Annotated in this window: 19 protein-coding genes; 12 read left to right on the forward strand and 7 right to left on the reverse strand. The window is 72.4% G+C overall.

Features of this window, described 5'->3' with window-relative positions:
- Complete coding sequence (locus KGD84_RS04750; protein ID WP_220564884.1) at window positions 1-858, forward strand: bifunctional methylenetetrahydrofolate dehydrogenase/methenyltetrahydrofolate cyclohydrolase; 858 nt, start codon at window positions 1-3, stop codon at window positions 856-858.
- Between the two features lie 208 nt (window positions 859-1,066).
- Here KGD84_RS04750 and KGD84_RS04755 read toward each other — a convergent pair whose 3' ends face one another.
- Window positions 1,067-1,675, reverse strand: a complete 609-nt coding sequence (locus tag KGD84_RS04755; RefSeq protein WP_220564885.1) for an FHA domain-containing protein — start codon at window positions 1,673-1,675, stop codon at window positions 1,067-1,069.
- A gap of 465 nt (window positions 1,676-2,140) precedes the next feature.
- Here KGD84_RS04755 and KGD84_RS04760 point away from each other — a divergent pair, with 465 nt between their 5' ends.
- Both KGD84_RS04760 and KGD84_RS04765 read left to right on the forward strand, forming a co-directional pair.
- A complete protein-coding gene (locus KGD84_RS04760; RefSeq protein WP_255647175.1) occupies window positions 2,141-2,479 on the forward strand; it encodes a DUF3017 domain-containing protein in 339 nt (112 codons plus the stop codon).
- A gap of 181 nt (window positions 2,480-2,660) precedes the next feature.
- Window positions 2,661-3,878, forward strand: coding sequence for an NADP-dependent isocitrate dehydrogenase (locus KGD84_RS04765; RefSeq protein WP_220564886.1), 1,218 nt, complete (start codon window positions 2,661-2,663; stop codon window positions 3,876-3,878).
- Window positions 3,879-4,409: 531 nt separating this feature from the next.
- Here the strand turns inward: KGD84_RS04765 and KGD84_RS04770 are convergent.
- Entirely contained in the window at window positions 4,410-5,693 is a 1,284-nt protein-coding gene (locus KGD84_RS04770) for an LCP family protein (protein WP_220564887.1), read from the reverse strand.
- A 180-nt stretch (window positions 5,694-5,873) separates the two neighbouring features.
- The gene (locus tag KGD84_RS04775) at window positions 5,874-6,998 is read right to left on the reverse strand and encodes a galactokinase family protein (protein ID WP_220565540.1); all 1,125 of its coding nucleotides are present in this window, start codon (window positions 6,996-6,998) and stop codon (window positions 5,874-5,876) included.
- 102 nt (window positions 6,999-7,100) lie between these two features.
- Between KGD84_RS04775 and KGD84_RS04780 the strand changes: the two genes are divergently transcribed.
- The 5 genes from KGD84_RS04780 (at window position 7,101) to KGD84_RS04800 (ending at window position 12,699) form a co-directional block, all read left to right on the forward strand.
- Window positions 7,101-8,246, forward strand: coding sequence for a YihY/virulence factor BrkB family protein (locus tag KGD84_RS04780; protein ID WP_255647049.1), 1,146 nt, complete (start codon window positions 7,101-7,103; stop codon window positions 8,244-8,246).
- A 160-nt stretch (window positions 8,247-8,406) separates the two neighbouring features.
- On the forward strand, window positions 8,407-9,579 hold the full coding sequence (locus KGD84_RS04785) for a glutamate--cysteine ligase (protein WP_220564888.1): 1,173 nt from the start codon (window positions 8,407-8,409) through the stop codon (window positions 9,577-9,579).
- A gap of 32 nt (window positions 9,580-9,611) precedes the next feature.
- The gene (locus KGD84_RS04790) at window positions 9,612-10,850 is read left to right on the forward strand and encodes a M20 family metallopeptidase (protein WP_220564889.1); all 1,239 of its coding nucleotides are present in this window, start codon (window positions 9,612-9,614) and stop codon (window positions 10,848-10,850) included.
- A 110-nt stretch (window positions 10,851-10,960) separates the two neighbouring features.
- Window positions 10,961-12,061: an adenosine deaminase gene (locus KGD84_RS04795; protein ID WP_220564890.1), complete on the forward strand. Its 1,101-nt coding sequence runs from the start codon at window positions 10,961-10,963 to the stop codon at window positions 12,059-12,061.
- Window positions 12,058-12,699 carry a PH domain-containing protein gene (locus KGD84_RS04800; RefSeq protein WP_220564891.1) on the forward strand — a complete coding sequence of 214 codons (642 nt, stop codon included), beginning with the start codon at window positions 12,058-12,060 and terminating at the stop codon, window positions 12,697-12,699. Before KGD84_RS04795 ends, KGD84_RS04800 begins: the two co-directional genes overlap by 4 nt.
- A 523-nt stretch (window positions 12,700-13,222) precedes the next feature.
- On the opposite strand, the gene KGD84_RS04805 is transcribed toward KGD84_RS04800, so the two are convergent.
- Complete coding sequence (locus tag KGD84_RS04805) at window positions 13,223-14,047, reverse strand: purine-nucleoside phosphorylase (protein ID WP_220564892.1); 825 nt, start codon at window positions 14,045-14,047, stop codon at window positions 13,223-13,225.
- A gap of 222 nt (window positions 14,048-14,269) precedes the next feature.
- On the opposite strand from KGD84_RS04805, the gene KGD84_RS04810 reads away from it, so the two are divergent.
- From KGD84_RS04810 to KGD84_RS04820, 3 genes are all read left to right on the forward strand, one after another.
- Window positions 14,270-15,652 carry an NAD(P)H-quinone dehydrogenase gene (locus tag KGD84_RS04810; protein ID WP_220564893.1) on the forward strand — a complete coding sequence of 461 codons (1,383 nt, stop codon included), beginning with the start codon at window positions 14,270-14,272 and terminating at the stop codon, window positions 15,650-15,652.
- A gap of 78 nt (window positions 15,653-15,730) precedes the next feature.
- Window positions 15,731-16,084 (forward strand): TFIIB-type zinc ribbon-containing protein, encoded by a 354-nt coding sequence (locus KGD84_RS04815; protein WP_220564894.1) that lies wholly within the window; start codon window positions 15,731-15,733, stop codon window positions 16,082-16,084.
- A gap of 12 nt (window positions 16,085-16,096) precedes the next feature.
- On the forward strand, window positions 16,097-16,741 hold the full coding sequence (locus tag KGD84_RS04820) for a P-loop nucleotide/nucleoside kinase family protein (protein ID WP_220564895.1): 645 nt from the start codon (window positions 16,097-16,099) through the stop codon (window positions 16,739-16,741).
- A 189-nt stretch (window positions 16,742-16,930) separates the two neighbouring features.
- Here KGD84_RS04820 and KGD84_RS04825 read toward each other — a convergent pair whose 3' ends face one another.
- Both KGD84_RS04825 and KGD84_RS04830 read right to left on the reverse strand, forming a co-directional pair.
- Window positions 16,931-18,220 (reverse strand): chemotaxis protein CheA, encoded by a 1,290-nt coding sequence (locus KGD84_RS04825; protein WP_370634661.1) that lies wholly within the window; start codon window positions 18,218-18,220, stop codon window positions 16,931-16,933.
- Window positions 18,221-18,357: 137 nt separating this feature from the next.
- Window positions 18,358-19,788, reverse strand: a complete 1,431-nt coding sequence (locus KGD84_RS04830) for a dicarboxylate/amino acid:cation symporter (protein ID WP_220564896.1) — start codon at window positions 19,786-19,788, stop codon at window positions 18,358-18,360.
- Window positions 19,789-20,293: 505 nt separating this feature from the next.
- Between KGD84_RS04830 and KGD84_RS04835 the strand changes: the two genes are divergently transcribed.
- Window positions 20,294-20,905 carry a Uma2 family endonuclease gene (locus KGD84_RS04835; RefSeq protein WP_255647051.1) on the forward strand — a complete coding sequence of 204 codons (612 nt, stop codon included), beginning with the start codon at window positions 20,294-20,296 and terminating at the stop codon, window positions 20,903-20,905.
- Between the two features lie 54 nt (window positions 20,906-20,959).
- Here KGD84_RS04835 and KGD84_RS04840 read toward each other — a convergent pair whose 3' ends face one another.
- Window positions 20,960-22,723, reverse strand: coding sequence for an acetyl/propionyl/methylcrotonyl-CoA carboxylase subunit alpha (locus KGD84_RS04840; RefSeq protein WP_220564898.1), 1,764 nt, complete (start codon window positions 22,721-22,723; stop codon window positions 20,960-20,962).
- Window positions 22,724-22,794: the final 71 nt, after the last annotated feature.

Genomic DNA, 22,794 nt, shown 5'->3' on the forward strand with positions numbered 1-22,794 from the left:
ATGAGCGCGATCGTTCTGGACGGCAAGGCCGTCGCCAAGTCCATCCGCGAGGACCTCACCGAGCGGGTGGCGCGCCTGCACGCCCGGGGCATCACCCCGGGCCTGGGCACCGTCCTGGTCGGCGACGACCCGGGCAGCCACTCCTACGTGCGCGGCAAGCACCGCGACTGCGCGCAGGTGGGCATCGCGAGCATCCGCCGCGACCTGCCCGAGAGCGCCACCCAGGAGGAGGTGGAGCAGGCCGTCCGCGAACTCAACGAGGACCCGGCCTGCACCGGCTACATCGTGCAGCTGCCGCTGCCGCGCGGCCTGGACGAGAACCGGGTGCTGGGCCTGATCGACCCGGCCAAGGACGCCGACGGGCTCCAGCCCTCCAACCTGGGCAGGCTGGTGCTGATGCAGGAGGCGCCGCTGCCCTGCACCCCGCGCGGCATCGTCGAGCTGCTCAACCGCTACGACGTCCCGCTCAAGGGCGCCGAGGTGGTCGTGGTCGGCCGCGGGGTCACCGTGGGCCGCCCGCTGGGGCTGCTGCTGACCCGCCGGTCGGAGAACGCGACCGTCACCTTGTGCCACACCGGCACCCGCGACCTCGCCGAGCACACCCGCCGCGCCGACATCATCGTCGCCGGCGCCGGGGTGCCCGGGCTCATCACCAAGGACATGGTGCGCCCCGGCGCGGCCGTGCTGGACGTCGGTGTCTCGCGCACCGAGAACGGCCTGGTCGGCGACGTGGTCCCGGACGTGGCCGAGGTGGCCGGGCACATCTCGCCCAACCCCGGCGGCGTGGGCCCGATGACCCGCGCGATGCTGCTGGTCAACGTGGTCGAGGCCGCCGAGCGCCAGGCCGCGGCGCTGTAGCCGCGCGAGCCGGACACATGGGGCGGCGACCCGGCCGGGTCGCCGCCCCATGCCGTGCCCCGGCCGTACCGATCTGAGAGGTCGGGAACGCGGGAAGCGGGAGGGCCTCCCGGTGGCCGGTGGGACGTCGCGATCCACACCGATACCGGAGGCCCTCCCGGTTCGTCTCAGACGGGGGAGGTGTCACCGACCTGCATGGTCGGTGCACCTAGCCGGCGGCGCGCTGGGGGCGGTGGCCGGTCGGGAGCGGGCGCACCAGGCCCAGGGCGACCACCTCGTTGGCCAGCCGGGTGCGCCGGTTCTGGCCCTCGGGGATGCGGAACTTCTGGTACAGCCGCAACAGGTGCTGCTTGACCGCCGCCTCCGTCACCACCAGCACCTCGGCGATGTCGCGGGCGGTCGCCGGGGCGACGAACGCCTCCTCCGAGAGCGCGGGCTGGCACAGCGCCGTCAGCACGTCCAGCTCCCGGCGGGTGAGCTCGGGGGAGGTGCTGCGGCGCAGCTCCACGTCCGGGCTGATCTGCTCCTGGGGCAGGCCGCCGACCCGGCAGCGGGCGGTGCCGAAACTCACCACGTCGCCCTCCTCCAGGACGCGGCGGGCGATGGGCCGGCCGTTCACCCGGGTGCCGTTGCGGGACAGGCCCATGTCCACCACGTACACGTAGGGGCCGCGGCGGACCAGCTCGGCGTGCAGGAGGGAGACGCTGGGGTCGTCGAGGCGGATGTCGGCGCCCTCGCCGCGGCCGACCGTGGTGACCTCGCCCGCGAGTTCACAGATCTCCCCGGACTCTTCGACCCGGAGATAGGGCCCGTCCACGGTGGCTCCTCCCGGGCTCTGATAACGCTGCCGGTGGGTGTGCGGACGACGGTGGGGCCGAGGGGCCGTGGTTCGTGGGGTGGGCTTCATGGGGGTGGGACCTCGCTCACCGGTGCACTCGTCTCCAGGTTGGTTACCCGGGTGCCGAGCGTTCTACGCGCTTACTCCGGAGTTAGGCGGATAAGGCGCGGAAATACGGCCATGTGGCCGAACCGGAAGCGGGAAACGGACTCTGCGGCTCCCCGACGGGTACCGGACCGTTTCCGTGAGCCCTGAGGCGGTGGCGACGCGGATCATTACAATGGCCCTGACTCTCCCGGTCCGAAAGCACGGTCGGTGACCGGAGCCACCTGGAACATGAGCCGTTCCGTCGGAGTGCTCCGTTTCGGACACCCGCGCGTCGTCGCGTGGCCGGTCTGTGCCAGTTCCGGGTGGGAGATCGTGGACCAGGCGATGCGGAGCGCGGTGAACAGGGTGGAGCTGGCGGAGTTGTCGGACACGGACGAGGGGACGCCCGCACCGGAGGAGCGCACGGCCCCGACCTGGCTCGTCCAGGTGCCCTACGTCCTCGTGCTGTCCGCGCTGGCCGCGGGCGTCGTGATCGTGGCGGCCGCCTACTTCAAACGGGGGCCGGCGGTCATCGCGGGCGCCCTGCTGCTGGCCGCCGCCTTCCGGGCCTTCCTGCCCGCCGAGTGGATCGGCATGCTCGCCGTACGCCGCCGCTGGGTCGATCTCGTCACGTTGGCCACCATGGCGGTGCTGCTCATCGTGCTCGCGTGGGTGGCGCCGCAACTGTCATCGTAGGCGTCTAATAAGCTTGATATCGAGATACCGCGACACCGACGAGCCACCCCCTCCCCGGAGAGCACGGACCGGGCGGGATCAGGGGATCGCCGCGCGCGGAAGCCGGTGTCCGGCCACGAGCCGGGCGCCGTCCACCGCCGCACGAGGTGGTGGCGAAGATTGAAGGGACAGCCACACAGCCATGGCCAAGATCAAGGTCGAGAACCCCGTAGTCGAGCTCGATGGCGACGAGATGACCCGGATCATCTGGTCCTTCATCAAGGACCGCCTGATCCTCCCGTACCTCGACATCGACCTGAAGTACTACGACCTGGGCATCGAGGAGCGCGACCGCACCGATGACCAGATCACCGTCGACGCCGCCAACGCCATCAAGGAGCACGGCGTCGGCGTCAAGTGCGCCACCATCACCCCGGACGAGGCCCGGGTGGAGGAGTTCGGCCTGAAGAAGATGTGGCGGTCGCCCAACGGCACCATCCGCAACATCCTCGGCGGCGTCGTTTTCCGCGAGCCGATCATCTGCGAGAACGTGCCGCGCCTGGTCCCGGGCTGGACCAAGCCGATCATCATCGGCCGCCACGCCCACGGCGACCAGTACAAGGCCACCGACTTCAAGGTCCCCGGCCCCGGCACCGTCACCATGACCTACACCCCGGCCGACGGCAGCGAGCCGGTCGAGTTCGAGGTCGCCAACTTCCCCGAGGCCGGCGGCGTGGCCATGGGCATGTACAACTTCCGCAAGTCCATCGAGGACTTCGCGCGGGCCAGCCTCAACTACGGCCTGGACCGGAACTACCCGGTCTACATGTCCACCAAGAACACGATCCTCAAGGCCTACGACGGCATGTTCAAGGACGTGTTCCAGGAGATCTACGAGACCGAGTTCAAGGAGCAGTTCGACAAGGCCGGCCTCACCTACGAGCACCGCCTCATCGACGACATGGTCGCCTCCGCGCTCAAGTGGGAGGGCGGCTACGTCTGGGCCTGCAAGAACTACGACGGCGACGTCCAGTCCGACACCGTCGCGCAGGGCTTCGGCTCCCTGGGCCTGATGACCTCCGTGCTGCGCACCGCCGACGGCCGGACCGTCGAGGCCGAGGCGGCGCACGGCACCGTCACCCGCCACTACCGGCAGCACCAGCAGGGCAAGCCCACCTCCACCAACCCGATCGCCTCCATCTTCGCGTGGACCCGCGGTCTGGAGCACCGGGCCAAGCTGGACAACACCCCCAAGCTGCTGGAGTTCGCCACCACCCTCGAGGACGTCGTCATCAAGACCGTCGAGGGCGGCCAGATGACCAAGGACCTCGCGATCCTGGTCGGAGCCGAGCAGGAGTGGCTGACCACCGAGCAGTTCCTCGCCGCCCTGGACGAGAACCTGTCCAAGCGCCTGGCCTGAGGAGTGCGGCGCCCGCTCCGGCCCCCTGCCCCGGGCCCGGGCGCCCGCACCGGGACGTCTTGAGCCGACGCCCCCGGTGATCTCCGCCACGTCCGGCCGTCCCCGCGAGGGGGCGGCCGGACGCTTTGTGTGACGACTTCGGCACTCTCGATGAAATTCCCCGGCGTGTTTCCCCGATTCTGCGGACATCGGCGCCGCCGGGGTGGGATGATGACTGCGTCGGGTCACGGAGCCAGTGCGACATAGGACACGTGAACTCGATTCGCACCTTGTGCGAACTTTGACTTACAGTGGAGTCACGCCGGTGAGAACCGGCAGGCCAGAGCGGGTTTCGCCGCTCAGGCCCCACGAGCCGACGTGCCGGCCGTGCGCCCGCTGGGGGGTAGGCGCGCACAGTACGGAACGTCACGAAGAAGGGCCCGGTGCTTCGGCACCGGGCCCTTCGCCTTTCCCGCCCCGACCGCCGCGGGGCCGGGTCTCCGGGGGAGCGGGGGAGGGGCAGGGGGGACGACGTCCGAGGGGGCTCGGGGGTCAGTCCTGGAAGGCGCTGTCGGGGATCGGCTCGCCCTCCTGCATCGCCGTGAACATCTCCTGGGACAGGGCCTCGTCCCACTGGACCACCGAGCCCACGTCGGGCAGCGTCGGGGTGGCGCCCACCGGGATCGCGGTCGTCTGCGTGCCGCCCCGCATGGCCAGCAGCATCGTCGCCAGGTGGCGCAGCCGGTCGCCCTCGTCGACCACGAACATGTCCGTGCCCTCCAGCACCAGCGGCACCGACTTGAAGGGGTTGAACAGCGTCCCCGGGGCGCTGGCCTCCTGCACCAGGGCGGAGAAGAACTCCCGCTGGCGGGCGATCCGGTCCAGGTCGGCCCGAGCGGTGGCGCGGGTGCGCACGTACCCGAGCGCGGTGCCGCCGTCCATCGTCTGGCAGCCCGCCTCGATGTCCAGGCCCGCCTTGGGGTCCTCCATCGGCTCCTCGGGGCACAGCTCCACGCCGCCGACGGCGTCGACCAGGCCGACGAACCCGCCCATGCCGATCTCCACGTAGTGGTCCACCCGCACGCCCGAGGCCTGCTCGAAGGTCCGCACCAGCGGCGCCGGGCCGCCGCAGACCTCCTCGCCCTCCTCGTCGGTGCCGCAGACGGCGTCGGCGAAGGCGGTGTTGATCTTGTTGGGGGCGTAGCCGGGGATGGCCAGCTGCACGTAGGAGTCGCGGGGGACGCTGATGATGGTGGGCTCGGCGTCGTCGGTGTCGGGGATGTACAGCAGCATGATCGTGTCCGTGCGGCGGCCCTCGGCCCGGCCGGTGGACAGCTCCCGGATCTGGTCGTCGTCCAGCCCGTCGCGGCTGTCGGAGCCGACGATCATGTACACGTCGCCGTCCTGGCGCTCGGGGCGGCCCTCGTAGTCCTGGAGGGCGTCGACCCGCTGCAGGCGCGCGTTGGACCACAGGTAGAACCAGGTGGGCAGCACCAGCACCGCGGCCAGCAGCACCACCAGGGTCACCACGGTCACGTTGCGGGCCTTGCGGGCCGTCCTCTGGCGGCGCCGCCGGGTGCGGCCGGTTCCGTCGTACTCGCGCCCGGCGTGGTGGGTGCGGCGCTGCGGGCGCTCGGGCCGCAGCGGGGGGACGTCCCCGGCCGCGGGCATCCGCCGGGTCTCGCCGACGACCCGCTGCTCCGATTCCCGGCCCCGGTACAGCTTCTCGAACGCGTCGGCCCCGTCCCCGCCCCCGGCGCCCTTGCGCCGGAAGACACCCGGTCTGTCGTGCTCACCGGTCGGGTCGGAGCCTTCCCGGTGCCGTCGGTCTGCCATCGAACCGCCTATCTCCTCCGCGACGCAGAAGGTCCGTGGTCACGGCCTCCACTGTGTGGGATCGCAGAAAGGGTAGCGGGGTTCGATGAACCGACCCTGATCCGGAACCGGGGGATATTCCGGAGGCGTCCCCGGGGTGCGGAGGCGGCCGCGGGCCGCCCCCGTGGGGAGCGCCCCCGGTCAGCGCAGCCGGTGCGCCCCGGCGGCCGGGAGCGCCGAGCGCACCCGCGGCGGCACCAGGCCCCGGCCGGCGAAGGCCTCCTCCAGGGCGGCGCCGATGCCCGCCACCCGGTCGTCGGCGGCCAGCGCCAGGGCGGTGCCCGCCCAGCCGCTCATCCTCACCCCGCGAGCGCCCGCCCGGCCGGCGGTCTCCACCGCCAGCTCCACCTCGGGCACCGGGAGCCCGGCCCGGCGCAGCGACAGGTGCGAGGCCGTGAGGATCACGCCGACCTCCCCGAACCGCTCGGCGCGCAGCAGGCCCACCACCGCGTTCAGGCGGTGCACCTCGGTCACCGCGTACTCCACCCGGCGGCGCTGGGCGGGGGAGGGCAGCCGGGACAGCGCGGCGGGCAGGTCGCGGACGGACCTCAGCGGCCCCAGGACCTTCCCGGCGCGCTCCAGGTCGGCGGCGTGGCCGGGCCGGGGGTCGCGGCGGGGCAGCGCCCCGGTGTCCACCACCAGCAGGCACAGGTCCTCGGCGGCCGGGTCGAAGGGCAGCACGGTGGTGCCGAGGGTGCGCAGGTTGACCCGGACGGCGCAGCCGGGCCGGGCGGCCAGGGACACCCGCTGGTCCACGGTGCCGCCCTCCGGGGGCGGGCCCCCGGCCAGGTCGGCCAGGGCCAGCGCCACCGCCGCCCCCACCGCCCCGGAGTACCCCAGGGAGGCGTCGCCGGGCAGGTCGGAGCCGAGCATCACGCGCAGTCCCGTCCCGGCCTCCAGCAGCCCCGTGCGGCGCGCCGCGGCCACGGCCCGGGCCACCGCCGCGCCCTCCGCGCCGCGGGCGCGCAGCGGCCCGCTGAGCGCCGCGGTCCGCACCCCGGGGTCGCCGGGCACGGCCCCCACGGCGGCCGTCACCCCCCACGGCAGCGCCGCGTACAGCCCCACCCCGCCCGAGGGGGCGGTGTGCTCGCCCAGCAGCGCGACCCGGCCGGGGGCGTGCCACACCCCCGCGGGCGGCTCCCCGAACAGGGCGTCGAAGCCCTTGGCCAGCCCGTCGGCGTCGGGCGCCTCCGTCGGCCATTCCCCCCGCGGCCCCGCCGACCGCATGCCCAGCGCGGCCCTCCACCGCGCCCCCGCGCCCCCCACGTCGTCACCCTTCCCCCGGTCGGCCTCTGTCCCTCCAAGTCTGCCCAAGTCCGGGAGTGTCCGGTGTGGGACCTTCGCGACAGAGCGGGTAGGCCGTTAGCGTTGCGGTTCGACGAGGTGGGGGAGGGCGCGGTGGCCTCGGTGCTGGACAGGGCCAGGGAGACGGTCCGGCACTACCGGAACACGTCCATGGACGCCTACTGGGCGCTGCGCCGGCGTCGGCCGGGGGTGGACCACCTGGTGCGGGCCTACGAGCGCTACGCCGACCGCAACGGCAACCAGCTGGCGGGCGCGGTCACCTACTTCGCGTTCCTGTCGTTCTTCCCGCTGCTCGCGCTGGCGTTCGCCGCGGTCGGGTTCGTGCTGGCCACGCTCCAGATCGAGCTGGGCGGCCAGCTGGACCGGGCGCTGGACGACGTGCTGCCCGGCCTCTCGGAGCAGCTGCCCATCGACCAGATCGCCGACGCCCGGGTGGGCGCCGGCCTGTTCGGCCTGGTGGGCCTGCTGTACGCGGGCCTGAACTCGGTGTCGGCGCTGCGCGAGGCCCTGCACTCGATCTGGCTGAAGAACCCTAAGGAGGGCCCCAACCCCTTCCTCGCCAAGGGCGCGGACCTGCTGGTGATGATCGGCCTGGGCCTGGCCCTGCTGCTGTCGGTCTCCGTCACCGGTGTCGCCCAGGCCGCCACCCGGTGGCTGCTGTCCCTGGTCGGCCTGGACGGGTCGATCGTGGCGAACATCGCGCTGCGGCTGCTGGCCCTGGCGATCGCCATCGGCGCGAACGCGCTCATCTTCATGCTGGTGTTCGCGCTGCTGTCCGGCAGCGGGCGGCCCGCCCGCACGATGTGGCGGGGCGCCCTGCTGGGCGCGGTGGGGTTCGAGGTCCTCAAGGCCGCGGCGGCGCTGCTGCTGACCGGGACGCTGAGCAACCCGCTGTACGCGTCGTTCGCGGTGCTGGTGGGCCTCCTGGTCTGGATCAACCTGGTGATGCGCCTGGTCATGTTCAGCGCCGCGTGGACGGCGACCCGGCTTTCGGTGCCGCCGCCCTACACGGGCTCGCTGCCGCTGCCGGAGGAGAACGGCATCGACTGGACCCGGCCCGCCCCCGTCGTACGGGTGGACCCGGTCGAGGCGGCCGAGCGCAGGCGGGTGCGGCGCGGCCTCGCGGCGGGGCTCTCGGCGGCGGGGGCGCTGGGCGCGGGAGGGCTCACGGCGTGGCTGTTGCGGCGGCGGAAACGTCCTGTTGCCTAGTGTGACACTCTGTTAGCGGAAAATGACGCCGAAGGTCCCCCGTGCCCGTATGTTCCAGGTTCCGAGGGGGTAGTCCTCCCGTGTCCCGGCCGAGAGCCCCGCCGGGGCGCGACCGGTTCGCCGAACGAAAAGTTCGGCAGACTCCCCCCTCGGAGGGCAGATGGGAACCGCATTCAAGTCGTCCGAACGCGCGACGATCGGCGTGGAGTGGGAACTCCAGCTCGTCGACCGCCGCAACCGGCACCTGCGGCAGGAGGCGCAGAAGCTCCTCTCCGAACTCCCCGAACTCAGTTCCGCGGCGGTGGTCCCCCCACTGCGCCACGAGCTGATGCAGTCCCAGGTGGAGGTCGTCACCGGGATCTGCGAGACGGTCGAGCAGGCCAAGGACGACCTGGCCCGCAACGTCTCCCGCATGCGGCAGGTGCTCGCACCCTGGGGCACCACGCTCACCTGTTCCGGCACCCACCCCATCGACGACTGGCGGGACCAGGACTTCAGCCCCGGCGCCCGGTACCGGGAACTCGTCGAGCAGATGCAGTGGGTCGCCCGGCGCATCCTCACCTGCGGCGTCCACGTGCACGTGGGCGTGCGCCACCAGGACAAGGCCATTCCCATCGTGAACGCGCTCGCGAGGTATCTCCCGCATTTTCTCGCTTTGAGCGCCTCCAGTCCATTCTGGGCGGGTCACGATACCGGTCTGGCCTCCGCCCGCTCCGTGATCTTCGGCGCGCTGCCCACTTCCGGTCCGCCGCCGAACCTCCCGAACTGGTCGGCTTTCGAGGAATACCTCGAAACGCTTCTCAGGGCGGGTACCATCGCATCCATCAAAGAAGTGTGGTGGGACATTCGTCCGCACCCGGATTTCGGGACCATCGAGATCCGGATGTTCGACGGGATCCCCACCCTGCGCGAGGTGGGAATGGCCGCCGCGCTCTCCCAGAGCCTGGTGGAGTTGTTCGATCACCAGCTCGACCGCGGGTATCGGCTGCCCAGCCCGCCGTCCTGGCTGGTGAGGGACAACAAGTGGCGGGCCACCCGCTACGGGCTCGACGCTCGCGTCATCACGGACGGCCGAGGGACCACCGTCCCGATCCGTGACGACCTCTACGAGCTGGTCCGCGAACTGAGGCCGGTCGCGACCCGGCTGGGCTGCGCCGAGGACCTGGACCTGATCTCCGAGATCCTGGACAAGGGCGCCTCCTACGAGCGTCAGCGCGCGGTCATCGCCGAGGGCGGCACCCTCGACGACGTCGTCGACATGCTCGCGGCCGAGCTCGACGACGGACCCACCCGTGCAGGGGTCGGTGCCGGCGACGGCGCCGGCGCTCGGTAAGACATGGGCGAAAGCGTAGAGAGGGCCCTCGTATGCAGGGACGAGACCTGCCGGAACAGTTGACCGCTTTTCTGGCGCGCCGCGAGCGGGACTTCATCGGCTTCCGCCGTGACCTGCACATGCACCCCGAACTCGCCTTCGCCGAGCATCGCACCACGGGGCGGATCGTCGAGCACCTGCGCGGGGTCGGGCTGCACCCCAGGGTGCTCCCCGGCGGCACCGGGCTGGTCTGCGACATCGGCTCGGGCCCCGGGCCCACCGTCGCCCTGCGGGCGGACATCGACGCCCTGCCGCTCACCGACGAGAAGGACGTCCCCTACCGCTCCACCGTCCCGGGGGCCGCGCACGCCTGCGGCCACGACGTCCACACCACGGTCCTGCTGGCCGCCGGGGTCTTCCTGGCCCAGCAGGACCGGGCGGGCGCCCTGCCCGGCCGGGTCCGGCTGGTCTTCCAGCCGGCCGAGGAGCTGCCCGGCGGCGCCGTCGAGGTGATCAACGCCGGGGCCCTGGAGGGCGTCGACCGGATCTTCGCGCTGCACTGCGACCCCCGGCTGATGGTCGGCCGGGTGGGCCTGCGCACCGGCGGCATCACCGCCGCCTGCGACCAGCTGACGGTCCGGCTGTCCGGCCCGGGCGGGCACACCGCGCGCCCCCACCTGACCGCCGACCTGGTGTACGCGATGGGCAAGGTCGTCACCGAGCTGCCCGCCGCGCTCTCCCGCCGCATCGACCCGCGCGCCGGGTTCAGCCTGGTGTGGGGCCGCATCAGCGCCGGGTCGGCGCCCAACGTCATCCCCGACGACGCGGTCGCCGAGGGGACCGTGCGCTGCCTGGACGACGAGGCGTGGCACGCGGCCCCCGACATCGTCAAGGGTCTGGTGGAGTCGGTGGCCGCCGCCTACGGGGCCGACGCCGAGGTCACCTACAAACGCGGCGTCCCGCCCACCATCAACGAGGCGTCCAGTGTGGACGTCATGCGCGAGGCCACCGCCCTGGCCCTGGGGCCGGACGCGGCCTCGCCCACCCCGCAGAGCCTGGGCGGGGAGGACTTCGCCTGGTACCTGGAGAACGTCCCCGGCGCACTGGCCCGGTTGGGCACCCACTCGCCGGACTGGGACGGGCCCATGCTGGACCTGCACCGCGGGACCTTCGACGTGGACGAGCGCGCCATCGGCGTCGGCACCCGGTTCCTGGTGACCACGGCCCTCACCGCCCTGGCGGCGGACGGCCGCGACCGCGTACCGGCCGCCGAGGAGGCGGTGTCCTTCTGAGCCCTCCGGCCCCCGGCGCGACCTGCGCGGACGCCGTGGATCTACCGGGTTCCCGGTAACTTCGCGCCGGGGTGTCGGGCCGGGTGCGGCGCCGGTGGCATTCTGAGTACATGAACCAGCCACTCACAGTCGAACAGATCCGGCGGGCGCCCAAGGTGCTCCTGCACGACCACCTCGACGGCGGGCTGCGGCCCGCCACGGTGGTCGAGCTGGCCCGGGAGGTCGGATACAAGGACCTGCCCACCTACGACCCGGTGGAGCTGGGGCACTGGTTCCGCGAGGCCTCCGACTCCGGTTCGCTGGAGCGCTACCTGGAGACGTTCGCGCACACCACCGCGGTCATGCAGACCCGCGACGCCCTGGTCCGGGTCGCCGCCGAGGCGGCCGAGGACCTGGCCGCCGACGGCGTGGTCTACGCAGAGCAGCGCTACGCCCCCGAGCAGCACCTGGAGCGCGGGCTCACCCTGGAGGAGGTCGTCGAGGCCGTCCAGGAGGGGCTGGAGCTGGGCGAGAAGCGCGCCGCCGACGCCGGGCGGGGCATCCGCACCGGGCAGCTGGTCACCGCCATGCGCCACGCCGCGCGGTCCTCGGAGATCGCCGAGCTGGCCGTCCGCTACCGCGACGCCGGGGTGGCCGGGTTCGACATCGCCGGGGCCGAGGCCGGCAACCCGCCGACCCGGCACCTGGACGCCTTCGAGTACCTGCGCCGGGAGAACTTCCACTTCACGATCCACGCGGGCGAGGCGTTCGGCCTCCCGTCGATCTGGGAGGCCCTCCAGTGGTGCGGCTGCGACCGGCTCGGCCACGGCGTGCGTATCATCGACGACATCACCGTCACCGAGAACGGCGCGCCCCGCCTGGGCCGGCTGGCCCAGTACGTGCGCGACAAGCGCGTGCCCCTGGAGATGTGCCCCAGCTCCAACGTGCAGACCGGGGCCGCCCCCTCCATCGCCGAACACCCCATCGGCCTGCTGCGCGACCTGCGCTTCCGGGTGACGGTCAACACCGACAACCGGCTGCAGAGCGGTACCAGCCTGTCGGAGGAGTTCGCCCGGCTCTCCGAGGCCTTCGGGTACGGCTGGGACGACGTCCAGTGGTTCACGGTCAACGCCATGAAGTCGGCGTTCCTGCCCTTCGACGAGCGCCTGGCGCTCATCAACGGTGTCATCAAGCCCGGCTTCGCGCAGCTGAAGTGGGCGGCCGACCGATGAGCGGACCGGCGGCGGGTGCCAACCCGACGGTGCACTACTCCCTCTTCTCCCGGGTCCTGGCCGTGGTCTGGATCGTCGTCGCCGTGCTCCTGCTGGCCGACCTGTTCCTTCGCGGCCAGGGGCCGGAGATCCGGCTGTACGGCGCCGTCCTGGTGGCCAGCGTCGCGCTGGTGTACCTCGTGTGGCTGCGCCCGCGCATCGTGGTCACCGAGCGGGGCCTGCGGGTGATCAACCCGCTGCGCGAGACCTTCGTCCCCTGGGCGGCCGTGCGGTGGGTGGACGTGGTCGACGTGCTGCGGGTGCACACCACCGACGGGGTCGTGCGCTCCTGGCCGCTGCGCGAGACCAAGCGCGCCCGGGTCCGCGACAACCTGCGCCGCGAGGGCGGGTTCATGGATGGGCCCGACGAGGAGGACCCGCGGGAGATGCGCCCGATGGACCGGGCCGCCCTCCAGCTGCGCCAGGACGCCGAGCGCCACAAGGCGCGCCCGCTGGCCGGCCCGATCCGCGACATCGACGAGGCGGGGCCCGCGGCGCTGGGCGCCGAGGACCGCCCCCAGACGATGGTCTCGGTCGAGGTGGTCGTCATCGCTGGCGCCGTCGCGGTCCTGGTCGCGGCGGCCCTCCTGCTGGCCTGAGCCCCCTCTCCCGGATCCGGACCCGGTCCCCGCCCGCGCGGGGGCCGGGTCCTTTCTTCGTCGGTGCGCGGGGTTGACGGGACCCGGTCGGCTCTGGTTAGGTAAGGCATGCCTAATGGAGAGTGTTCCGGGCGGGAGGGCTTCGCGCGGATGGCCGCCCGCCCGGACCTTCTCCGAGGCGCCACGCTGTTCTGACGAGCTGTTCCGACGAACAACGGGAAGAGGAAACGGTGTCCCACGGCCCGTGAGTCCAACGGGGTCTGCGGGGATCCTGCACGGGCGGGACACCGGAGCGGGGCACACGCCTCCGGACGGAGCACGGCCGGTACCGTCCACCCCAAGGCCTCGGGGTGTACGCTCGCCACGCCGGTACCGGACGGGTCCGTTCGGAGGCGGCCCCGCGACGACGCCTCCGGGCCGCGTCGCGCGATCGAAGGACCTGCGGGGGTCCCGCGCGACGCGCCCGGAGAGCGCCGAGGGACCCGGCACCGCCGGGTCCCTCTCCTTTCCCCCGACCGGGCCCTCAGGCCCGGACCAGCAGCCGGTTGAGCAGCTCGCCCAGGCGGCGCGCCCGCTGCCGGACGATCTCCATGGCCCGCTCCCCGTCGAACGGCTCCAGCACCGCGCCCAGGGCGTCGTTGCTCACGATCGACAGCCCCAGCACCTCGGCGCCCATCTCCACGGCGGCGATGGCCTCCAGCGGGATCGACCGCCCCACCACGTCCGCCCCCGCCTGGCGCAGCACCTTCGACTCCGTGGGGGTCTGCAGCTGCGGCCCCGGTGTGGCGGCGTACACCCCCTCCGCGAGCGAGGCGTCCACCTCGTGGACGAGCCGGCGCAGCCGCGGGCTGTACACCGACGACAGGTCCACGAACGTCGGGCCGACCAGCGGGGACCGCGCCGTCAGGTTGATGTGGTCGCTCAGCACCACCGGCTGCCCGGGCGCGATGTCCACCCGCAGGGAGCCCACCGAGCCCGTCAGCACCGCCAGCCGCGCCCCGGCGGCGATGCCGGTGCGCACCGCGTGCACCACCCGCATCGGGTCGTGGCCCTCGTACAGGTGCAGGCGCCCTGTGAAGACCACCACTCGTTTGTCGCCCACCCACATGCTGTGGACGGTGGTGCCGTGGCCCTCCCCGGCGGGCGCCAGGAAACCGGGCAGCTCCCGCGCCTCGAACCCGATGTCCGGCGAACCGAGCGTGTCCACCGCGTCCGTCCACCCGGAACCGAGCACCACCAGGGCGTCGAAGCCGTCGGCCCCGGCCCGGGTCAGGAGTTCGTGCGCCGCGTCGGCCGCCAGTGCCCGGGCCTCGGCGGTCGTCGTCGGCGGCTGCTCTGTTTCACTCACACAGCGGATGCTACCGCCGTGTAGCCGGATGATTCCGGAACGCAACGCTACGGTGGCGGTAAGGGGAATGCCCGACCCCCGGCCGGGGCGGGTGCGGAATCCGCCGGTCGGTATGGCCGACAATAGGGGTAAGGCGAGAGAACCACATGCCGCCCCGTCATGCCCACCGCCCCCGACCGGGACGGGCGGTACGACGGCCGGCCGCAGAGGGAGTGAAGCAGAGTGACGAAGGTCGTGATCATCGGGGGCGGTCCCGGGGGCTACGAGGCGGCACTGGTCGCCGCGCAGCTCGGCGCGGACGTGACGGTGGTGGACCGCGACGGCATCGGCGGCGCCTGCGTCCTCACCGACTGCGTTCCCTCCAAGAGCCTGATCGCCACCTCCACCCGCACCACCTACGTGCGCGAGTCCGAGAACCTGGGCATCCAGGTCGACGACCAGCTCGACGGCAAGTCCTCGGTGCGCGTCGACATGCCCACGGTCAACAACCGGATCCTCGCCCTGGCCCAGGCCCAGTCCGACGACACCCGCGCCCGGCTGGTCAAGGAGGGCATCGAGGTCGTCAGCGGCGAGGCGCGCCTGGTCGACCCGCGCATCGTCGCCGTCGGCGACACCCGCATCCGCGCCGACGTCGTGCTCGTCGCCACCGGCGCCCACCCGCGCGAGCTGCCCTCGGCCCGGCCCGACGGCGAGCGCATCCTCACCTGGCGCCAGCTCTACGACCTCGACGAGCTGCCCGAGAAGCTCATCGTCGTCGGCTCCGGCGTGACCGGCGCCGAGTTCGCCAGCGCCTACCAGTCCCTCGGCTCGAACGTGACCCTGGTCTCCTCCCGCGAGCACGTCATGCCCACCCAGGACCCCGACGCCGCCCGCGTGCTGGAGGAGGTCTTCCTGCGCCGCGGCATGACCGTCCTCAACCGCACCCGCGCCGAGTCGGTGGTGCGCACGGAGGACGGGGTGCTGGTCACCCTCTCCGACGGCCGCACCGTCGAGGGCTCCCACTGCCTGATGACCGTCGGCATGATCCCCAACACCGACGGGCTCGGCCTGGAGGAGGCCGGCGTGCGCCTGGGCCGGGGCGGGTTCGTCGAGGTCGACCGGGTCTCGCGCACCACCGTCCCGGGCGTGTACGCGGCCGGCGACTGCACCGGCGTCAACATGCTCGCCTCCGTGGCCGCCATGCAGGGCCGCATCGCCATGTGGCACGCCCTGGGCGAGGCCGTCGCCCCGCTGAAGCTGTCCACGGTGGCCTCCACCGTGTTCACCCACCCCGAGCTGGCCGCCGTCGGCGCCAGCGAGGACGACGTGCGCAGCGGCCGCATCGACGGCCGCTCCGTCACGCTGCCGCTCAACACCAACCCGCGCGCCAAGATGAACGAGGTCAAGGACGGCTTCGTCAAGCTCATCTGCCGCCAGCACACCGGCATCGTGCTGGGCGGCGTCATCGTCGGGCCGCGCGCCAGCGAACTGATCCTGGCCGTGTCGGTGGCCGTGCAGCAGAGGCTGACCGTGGACGACCTCGCGCACACCTTCGCGGTGTACCCGTCCCTGTCGGGCAGCGTCACCGAGGCGGCCCGCTCCCTGATGCTGGCCTCACCGGAGTAGGCTCCAGAGCAACGGCCCGAGCCCCGCGGCCGGGCCGTTTTTACGTTTCCTTAACGCCGATGAGAGTAGCGTCCTGTTGTGATCTGTCCCAAATGCCAAAGCAACATGCGCACGTTCGACCGTCACGGCGTGCACATCGAGCGGTGTGACGGGTGCCAGGGCATCTTCCTGGACCGAGGCGAGCTCGAGCGCATCGTCGAAGCCGAGAAGCGCCACTACAGCTCGACCCCGCCGCCCGACCCGCAGGCCCCGCCGCCCTCCGGCGGCTACGTGCCCCAGGGCCAGCCCCGGCCGGGCTACCCGACCCCCGGGTACCCCGACTCCCCCCGCGGATACCGTCCCGGCTACCCGGACTCCCCGCGCGGCTACAGCGACTCGCCGCGCCCCTACCGGCGCCGCCGGAAGAGCTTCCTCGAGGACCTCTTCGACTAGAGAAACCACCCCGTGCACCCGCTGATCTGTACTCACTGCGGGGAATGGGACCCGACCCCCGACACCTCGTCGGGGGTCTCCGTGTTGCTGTGCCGCTTCTGCGGCCGCACCCGCCCCTTCCTCCGCCTCCCGCTCTACTGCGTCTCCGGCCCCAGCGGCACCGGCAAGTCCACCGTCGCCGGGCTGCTGCTGGAACGCCTGCGGGACCGGTTCGTCGTGCTCGAACAGGACCTGCTCTGGGTGGGGGGCCTGCGCGACCCCGCCGACCACCACCGCCTGTTCCGCTCCACCTGGCTGCGCACCGCCGCCATGGTGCAGCAGAGCGGGCGGCCGGTCGTGCTGTGCGGGACGGTCGTCCCCCCGGAGTTCGAGCCGCTGCCCGAGCGGGCGCTGTTCGACGGCGTCCACTACCTGGCGCTCACCTGCGACCCGCGGGTACTGGCGGAGCGGCTGCGGTCCCGGCCCGCCTGGCGGGAGTGGGACGAGGAGCGCATCGCCGAGACCCTGGAGTTCGCCGCCTGGGTGGAGCGCGAGGCCGACCGGCTCGAACCGCCGCTCACCCTCGTGGACACCACCGACGCCGGACCGGAGGCCACCGCCGACCGCGTCGCCGCCTGGGTCGGGGACCTGGACGCGGCCCGGAGCACCGCCCCCTGACGGGCGGTCGGCCCTCCCGGCGCGGGGCCGCCGCGGCACGGGAAGGGCCCCGGACCGTGCGGTCCGGGGCCCCGGTGCGTGTTCGGCTGATCATTCCGGGTCGCGGTCGCGAGGCCGCTCCCGGCATTCGGCGCAAGCGCCGGACCGCTCGAAGGCATCCACCGAACACGCCCTCGCGTCATGCGGGGATCAGAAGTCGAAGCCTCCGAAGTCGCCGCCCCCGCCGAAGTCGCCCCCGCCGAAGTCACCGCCCCCGAAGTCCCCCTCGGCACCGACGTCGCCGGTGGCGTCGCCCATGCCCATGCCCATCCCCATGCCCATCATGGACCCCATCATCTGGCCCATCATCATGCCGGTGAACATGCCCATCATCATGTCCATGCCGAAGTAGCCGCCCGCGTAGGGCGAGTAGGCCGGGCCCGCGTCGTAGTACGGGACACGGCGGCCGTCGACCTCGACCATGCGCACGTCGTCGGGGTTCATGCCGCTCTTGACCGCCTGGGCGCAGGACGCGCAGGCCGTGACCGAGCGGGGCGAGCCGCCGGGCGGGGCCCAGGTGACGTCCTCCACCGACGGGCCGTGCTGCGGGTTGAAGAAGCAGGGCCCGCGCCGGTCCGGCACCGGCGTCCCGTTGAGCCGGGCGCGGGTGGCCGTCATGTAGTAGCGGCCGTCCTCCAGGGAGTTGGTGACCTGGCGGATCTCCTCCGGCTCGCGGATGGTGTCCAGCCGGGTCTTGGCCTGGTCGTAGGCGTCCATGGCGCGCGAGTAGTCGGTGCGGGTCTCGTCGTCGACCGCGGACAGGTCGATCTCCAGCCGCGCGACGTCCTCGCCCAGGCGCACGACGTCCTCGGTGGCCATCTGCTTGATCTCGGCCAGCTGCTTGGCCTTGAGCTCCTCGCGCTTGCGGCGGTTGTTGCGGACGACGAGGAAGATGCCGCCCGCGACCAGCACCGCGACGACGAGCAGGATCCACAGCGTGGTGGTCCCGGCCGCGGCGGCGTCCTCGACCTCCTGGGCGGCGTCGGGGACCGCGACCAGGGTGTCGACCTGGTTGCCGCCCCCCTCGCGCAGGGCGACCTCGCGGATGGCCTCGGTGTCCTCGACGTTCGGCGACAGGACGCGGAACTCCTCCGAGCCCGCCAGCACGCCGTACAGGCCGTCGCCCACGTCGGACATGACCGGCTCCATCAGCGCGTTGAGCGCGGAGTCGGAGCCGACCGCGTCGGTGGGCAGGATCACGTAGTAGACAGGGGTGTCGGCCCCGGCCGCGGCGGCCTCCAGGGCGCTCTCCTCGGCGGCGGGGATGGCGTCCCCGACGGCCGGGTCGATGAAGACGCCGTCGTCCTCCAGCTCCTGGACGATGGCGTTGCTCTCCGGGGGCTGCACGGTGTCGGCGGCCGCGGGCATCACCGCGGCGCTCACCACCGCGGTCGCGATCCCGGCGGTCAGCACAGTGGGTGTTACCAAGCGGCGCAACATGTCGTTCCTCTCGCTTCCCTCACACTCCAGGGACGAACGGGGTGCCCCCGGGGTTCCCATCGTGACGGTTCTCTCCGGTGACGCGAAACGGCCCGCCGGTGTTCCGGCGGGCCGTTTCGGCGCAGGGCGCGGGAGGGCTACTCCTTCGCGGCGCCCGCGGGCACCTTGGCGACCTCTTCGGCCCCCTCGCGGTCGGCACCGTCCTCGGCGGTGGGCTCGTCCAGCGGCACGAACCCGGAGGCGTCGCGCGGCGCGTTGTAGCGGGCCACGTCCAGGATGCCCTCGCGCTTGGCGACGATCGCCGGGATGAGGGCCTGGCCGGCCACGTTCACCGCGGTGCGGCCCATGTCCAGGATCGGGTCGACGGCCAGCAGCAGGCCGACGCCCTCCAGGGGCAGGCCCAGGGTGGACAGGGTCAGGGTCAGCATGACCGTCGCGCCGGTGGTGCCGGCGGTGGCGGCCGAGCCGATGACCGACACGAACACGATGAGCAGGTAGTCGGTGATGCCCAGGGAGATGTCCGGGAAGAACTGGGCGATGAAGATCGCCGAGATCGCCGGGTAGATCGCGGCGCAGCCGTCCATCTTGGTGGTCGCGCCGAACGGCACCGCGAACGCGGAGTAGTAGCGCGGCACGCCCAGGTTCTGCTCGGTGACCCGCTGGGTGACCGGCATGGTGCCCATCGAGGAGCGCGACACGAAGGCCAGCTGGATCGCGGGCCAGGCCCCGGTGAAGTACTTGACCGGGGACAGGCCGTTGACGCGGGCGAGCACCGGGTAGACGACGAACAGTACCAGGGCGAGGCCGAGGTAGACGGTCAGCGTGTACTTGCCCAGGGCGCCGATGGTGGTCCAGCCGTAGCTGTAGACGGCGTTGCCGAGCAGGCCGACGGTACCGATCGGGGCCAGGCGGATGATCCACCACAGGGCCTTGAGGACGACCTGGAGGGCCGACTCGGTGAACGAGATGAACGGCTCGGCGGCCTTGCCGGTCTTGACGGCGGCGATGCCCAGGACGATCGCGATGACGATCAGCTGGAGCACGTTGAAGCCCAGCGAGGTGCTCAGGGTGCCGTCCTCGGCGGCGGAGGTGTCGGCGGCCAGGCCGAGGAAGTTCGCGGGCACCAGGCTCTCGATGAACGCGAGCCAGGAACCGCTGCCGGAGGGCTCGGCCACGGTGCCGGGGTCGACGGAGCTGTTCACGCCGGGGCGGACCACCAGGCCCAGGGCGATGCCGATCGCCACCGAGACCAGGGCGGTGACGGCGAACCACAGCAGGGTCTTCCAGGCCAGCCGCGCGGCGTTGGTGACGTTGCGCAGGTTGGCGATGGAGGAGATGACGGCGAGGATGATCAGCGGCGGGACGACCGTCTTCAGCAGGGAGACGAACGTGCTGCCGATGGTCTGGAGGGTGACGGCGAGCCAGTTGGGCTCCTCGCCGGCGGGGCCGATCTGGAGGGCGACGAAGCCCAGGACCAGGCCCAGGACCAGGCCGAGGAGGACCTGGACGCCGAACGACGGGAGCCGCAGGCGGCGCCGGGGCTTGACCGTGGCGGTCTGTGCGGACACGGAAGTGACTCCAAGCGGTGGGTGCACCGGAGCACGGGCACGCCGCGGCGGTCGGCCTGTGGGCGTGCGGATCTCCGGCTCGGGGAATGTGTGCGGGTGTCACCGGAGAAGAGGTGACGTGCGGAGGCCCGCCCCGGAGAGGGCGGGCAGGGGAAGGGTGTGCGGCGCTTCGCCCGGACGGGCGCGCGTGGACCTAGCTACACGCCTGACAACCGCGACGGCACAGGTCGATGTGCCAGCGGCGGGTCAGTCCCCAGATGTTCGTCACAAGGGGGAACGATATACGCCCTTTCCTCCCTTTTCCAGGGGGGTTCGGTCGGGGTTTCCCACATCCGATGACCGGATCGCCGTCCCTATCGGGCTTCCCGCCGCCCGGCCCGCCCGGGGGTGCGGCGAGAATCACCCTCCGGCGGGTGTCGGTGGCATGATTTCCGGATACCACCCCGGTGAGGTGATGGACATGGCTACTGTCGGCGATGAGAACGATCCGATGATCGGAGACGAGATGTCCGCACCCACTGTGGCGAGGGCCGAGACCGCCGGCGAGCCGTTGCCGTGGTCCCTGCTCCAGCCCCCTCCCGGCGGGTTCACCGCCGAGGACCTGGACCGCATCCCGGATCTTCCGCCGCACACCGAACTCATCGACGGAAGCCTGGTCCTGGTGAGCCCCCAGAAGCTGTTCCACATGCTGGTCATGGACGTCCTGCGCGACGGCCTCAAAGCGACCGTCCCCGATCACCTCAAGGTGGCGTGGGAGTTCTCGGTGGTCCTCGCCGAGAGACAGCGTCCGGAGCCCGACGTGCTGGTCGTGCGCAAGGAGGCGTTCGCGCGGCTCGAACAGACCTGGTTCCCGCCCGAGGCGGTGGAACTCGTCGTCGAGGTGGTCTCACCCGAGTCGGTCGACCGCGACCGGGAACGCAAGCCGCAACTGTACGCCAAGGCGGGGATCCCGCACTTCTGGCGGGTGGAGCAGGAGGGGGACGAGGCGGTGGTCTACGCCCACGAGCTGGATCCGGCCCGCGGTGAGTACGGAAAGCCCTCCATCCACCGCAAGAGGCTGGAGCTCTCCGCCCCGTACCCCGTCGACATCGACCTGTCCGACATCCTGAACCGCTGATCCGACACGGAGCGGGGAGGCACCGCCGGTGCCTCCCCGCTCGCGTTCAGGGCCCTAGGCGTCCTTGATCTCGCAGATGACGGCGCCGTTGCCGACGGCCTCGCCCGGGCCCACCTTCAGGCCGGTCACGGTTCCGGCCCTGTGCGCGGTCAGCGGCTGCTCCATCTTCATGGCCTCGATGACCACGACCGTGTCGCCCTCGGACACCTCCTGGCCCTCGGCCGCGACGACCTTGACCACGGTGCCCTGCATGGGCGACACCAGCGCGTCGCCGCTCGCCGCGGCGGCCGTGCCGCCGCCGGAGCGGGAGGCGCGCTTTTTGCGGCCGCCCGCCGGGGCGGGGGCCGCGCCCACGTTGAGGGAGGCGGGCAGCACCACGTCGATGCGCTTGCCGCCGACCTCGACGGTCACGGTCTCGCGAGCGGCCGGGGCGGCCTCGCCCGGGGTGCCCGCCCAGGGCTCGATCCGGTTGTCGAACTCGGTCTCGATCCACCGGGTGTACACCCCGAACGGCTCGTCCGGGTCGGCCGGGGCGAACGCCGGGTCGGCCACCACGGCCTGGTGGAACGGGATCACCGTGGGCATGCCGCCCACCGTGAACTCCGCCAGCGCCCGGCGCGCCCGCTCCAGCGCCTGGGTGCGGGTGCGCCCGGTGACGATCAGCTTGGCGACCATGGAGTCGAACGCCTGCGGCACCGTGAACCCCGCCTCGCAGCCGGTGTCCACGCGCACGCCCGGCCCGCCCGGCAGGGCGAACTCGGTGATGGTGCCCGGCGCGGGCATGAAGTTCCGCCCCGGGTCCTCGGCGTTGATCCGGAACTCGAAGGAGTGCCCGCGGACCTCGGGGTCCCCGTAGCCGAGCTCCTCGCCGTCGGCGACGCGGAACATCTCCCGCACCAGGTCGATCCCGGTGACCTCCTCGGTCACCGGGTGCTCGACCTGGAGGCGGGTGTTGACCTCCAGGAACGAGATGGTGCCGTCCACCCCGACGAGGAACTCGCAGGTCCCCGCGCCCACGTAGCCGGCCTCCTTGAGGATGGCCTTGGACGCCGAGTACAGCCGGTCCATCTGGTCGGGGGTCAGGAACGGCGCCGGGGCCTCCTCCACCAGCTTCTGGTGGCGGCGCTGCAGCGAGCAGTCGCGGGTGGACACCACGACGACGTTGCCGTGGGAGTCGGCCAGGCACTGGGTCTCCACGTGCCGGGGCTTGTCGAGGTAGCGCTCCACGAAGCACTCGCCGCGCCCGAACGCGGTGACGGCCTCGCGCACCGCGGACTCGTAGGCGTCGGGGACCTCGTCCAGGGTGTGGGCGACCTTGAGCCCGCGCCCGCCGCCGCCGAACGCGGCCTTGATCGCGATGGGCAGCCCGTGCTCGCGCGCGAACTCCACGACCTCGTCGGCGGAGGCGACGGGGTCGGGGGTGCCCGCGACCAGGGGGGCGCCGACCTTCTGGGCGATGTGGCGGGCCTGGACCTTGTCGCCCAGGGCGGTGATCGCGGAGGGGGGCGGCCCGATCCAGGTGAGCCCGGCGTCGATGACGGCCTGGGCGAAGTCGGCGTTCTCGGCCAGGAACCCGTAGCCGGGGTGCACGGCGTCGGCCCCCGACTCGGCGGCGACGGCCAGCAGCCTGCCGATGTCCAGGTAGGAGTCGGCGGGGGTGGAGCCGCCCAGGGAGTAGGCCTGGTCGGCGACCTTGACGTGCAGGGCGTCCAGGTCGGGTTCGGCGTAGACGGCGACGCTGTCCAGCCCGGCGTCGCGGCAGGCGCGGGCGATGCGCACGGCGATCTCGCCGCGGTTGGCGATCAGAACTTTACGCACGGTGGAGATCCTTCTGCTGTGGGTGGGGCGGATGCGCCGGCCGCCACCCTGGGAGTCCGGGTAGTGGCGGT

The organism is Nocardiopsis changdeensis, assembly GCF_018316655.1.
GTDB lineage: Bacteria > Actinomycetota > Actinomycetes > Streptosporangiales > Streptosporangiaceae > Nocardiopsis > Nocardiopsis changdeensis.